Consider the following 2,715-nt stretch of genomic DNA (forward strand, 5'->3'; position numbering starts at 1 on the left):
CCTGCCGAATTTCCGGTGATCTTTGCGGGCGAGAATTGCGTGGGCGAGGGGACCGTGGTGAATGTCTCGGTGCCCGGCTGCGAAATCTCCAGCAGAAAAATGGTGGAACTTGGTTCGTACCTTGAGATGAAGGTCCTTTTACCTGATAGCTCCTCCTCCCTCACCGTCGGCTTGGCACGGGTTCGCTGGCGGCAGGGTCACCGGTTCGGCGTAGAATTCATTAAAATGGCCGGGGATGACCAGGTCCGCCTCGGACGAATGGTGAAGCAGCACGTGGCCCTTTTCTCTTCCGCTCGACTCCGCTCTTCCTGAATGCTAGACTTCCACCAGTCCTCTTTCTTGGAGCTTGCCACGGATGAGAAGTGTTGTGCTTCTCGGGCTTCTGACAGCCATCCTGACCGGTTGCGCGGAACCGTACACCATCTTCCATAGCCAGACCGGGGAACCCATGATTATTGGGCGCCGATCCTATTCCTATGACGGTTGTCTCTCCACGATGCGCGATGAGGCCGAGCGCCTCGGGACCACGTTCCGATACATCCGTATCAGAGGTTCCTGGGAGGGCCGTTCGCTGTTGTGGCCATTCGAACCGGGGTACGCTTGTGAAGCAGCCATTGGCTCGGAACACCCGCCGGCTGGAATTTATCTAAACGTCCCCCCTCTCTCGCCGCAGGGATAAAGACGTACGGATTTTGCTTGAATCCAGGCTCCGGAGACCCGTTGACAACGCTAGCCCCGGAGCAGTACAAGACGGAAGACCCTTTCGAACTTCGATGATGGAACATTTGCTTTGTCTTTGTTCGATCTCCTCTTCCGGCTTCACCAATCTCAACAAGCAGAGTTGTTTGCGCAGGCTACCAAGGCCTGGTGTGTTCGTGCGATCGATTGGAATGTTGGTTCACAGCTGGGCCAATTGTGATTTGTCATTCTCGCCTTAGTTACTAAAGGAGTCGTCATGGAAGATCTCGTGATCGAAGAAGAAGGGGCTTCGTCGGCGTTGAAGATCACATTGGGTGACTTCTTGATCTTCATCAATTGGATGAATCAGACCGAGAAGTCGCTGGAACGCGGAGAGGCGCTTCCTACCACTCCCGAGCTGGACTCCGGAAAGGTCAAGGGCTGGATTCAACTGATCCAGCGGCTGGAGGAGCGGTATCGCCGGAGCGAAGAAAAGAAGCTCGCATTGGAAGCGAACGTCATCGCCCAAGAGGCGCAGCTGGGACAGCTTCTCACCCACCTGCATTCAAATATTGCCTCGCTCTATGAGAACCTTGGGCAGTCGGAAAAGGCTCAAGAGGTTCGCCGTCGAGCAGAGGCCTTGCACGCAGGGTAGCTTCAGAGAACCTGGCGTCTCGAAGCCTGTGGCTCGGTGTTCGTGCCGGCCCCTTCCCGGCATGCTCTCCCGGGAAGGGAAATTGGTTGTACGTCTTTTTGCCTGATGGATTACCGGTCATTCGTTCACTCCTGACTGCTTTACCGCGGATTACGTACCCCGACCAGATAGCAATAAGTCCCTTTAAGTCCCTTTGAATAAACGCACTTTTTGCTTTCCACGCCAAGAGCCTTCGTTATAATCAATCATATATGCTCGTAGGAGAACTGCGTATCTCTGACGGCATGTGACAGGGTTGGGCACGAGCTGACAGTCGGATCATTGTCATGATTTCAGTCTTGCTGATTGAAGACAACGACATCGACGCGCGTTTGACGCAGGATTTGCTTTCTGAATGGAGCGTCGAAGAGTTTCAGATCACCCACGTGAAGACATTGGGCGATGGCATTTCCCAACTTGATACACACCGATTCGATGCGATTTTGCTCGATCTTTCCCTCCCGGACGCGTTCGGTCTGCCGACCATACGGCATGTGAATGCGACCAATCCCTCGATTCCTGTGGTCGTCCTGAGTGGAGTCACCGATCAAACGTTGGCGCTGCAGGCGGTCCAGCAAGGTGCCCAGGATTATCTTGTGAAGGGTCAGGGCCATCCCGAGTTGCTGGCACGTTCGGTGCGATATGCCATCGAGCGAAAACGTTCGGAAGAGCGGCTGACGTATTTGGCTCAATACGACCATTTGACCGGTTTGGTCAATCGAGCGCTTTTTCGCGACCGGCTGATTCAGGCCATGGCCCGCAGTAAACGGTTACAGCAGCCGATGAGCCTCATGCTGTTGGACCTGGATCGGTTCAAGTCGGTCAACGATACCCTGGGGCATGACATCGGCGATGAACTGCTCAAGGCGGTATCTGAACGGTTGAAGAGCTGCGTACGGGAAGTGGATACCGTCGCCCGCATGGGCGGTGATGAGTTCACGATTATCCTGGAGGGGGTTTCATCGGCGCAGAGCATCGTTATCGTCGCCAAGCGCATTACCGAATCGATTTCGACGGCATTCGAGTTGAAAGGCCATTCCATCTCTATTGGAATCAGCATCGGGATCACCGTGTACCCCCAAGACGACCAGAGCATCGATGAATTATTGAAACACGCAGACTCTGCGATGTATCGAGCCAAGCAGCAGGGTGGCAGCGGCTTTTCGTTTCATGAAGCCTCCGGGTACCGCAACGTGACACTCACGTCTGCCGCCTGAGCGGCCCCTTTATTCGCCCCACGTCCCCGGTCTTGATTTTGTCAAGCCGACTCAGGTCCGCCACACCGTACAATTCTGATCCCGCCACAGTTGCAGGGCAGGAAGGACAAGGGAGGCAGGATCAGA

Annotated in this window: 4 protein-coding genes; all 4 read left to right on the forward strand. The window is 55.0% G+C overall.

Annotation, left to right across the window (positions count from 1 at the left end; genetic code table 11):
- The coding region (locus tag ACWVCN_RS03605) for a PilZ domain-containing protein (protein WP_455244147.1) at window positions 1-312 on the forward strand (312 nt) is incomplete at its 5' end.
- Between the two features lie 43 nt (window positions 313-355).
- Window positions 356-679 carry a hypothetical protein gene (locus tag ACWVCN_RS03610; protein ID WP_455244148.1) on the forward strand — a complete coding sequence of 108 codons (324 nt, stop codon included), beginning with the start codon at window positions 356-358 and terminating at the stop codon, window positions 677-679.
- A gap of 276 nt (window positions 680-955) precedes the next feature.
- Window positions 956-1,333, forward strand: a complete 378-nt coding sequence (locus ACWVCN_RS03615) for a hypothetical protein (protein WP_455244149.1) — start codon at window positions 956-958, stop codon at window positions 1,331-1,333.
- Between the two features lie 326 nt (window positions 1,334-1,659).
- The gene (locus ACWVCN_RS03620) at window positions 1,660-2,589 is read left to right on the forward strand and encodes a diguanylate cyclase domain-containing protein (RefSeq protein WP_455244150.1); all 930 of its coding nucleotides are present in this window, start codon (window positions 1,660-1,662) and stop codon (window positions 2,587-2,589) included.
- Window positions 2,590-2,715: the final 126 nt, after the last annotated feature.

It is taken from the genome of Petrachloros mirabilis (assembly GCF_975968855.1).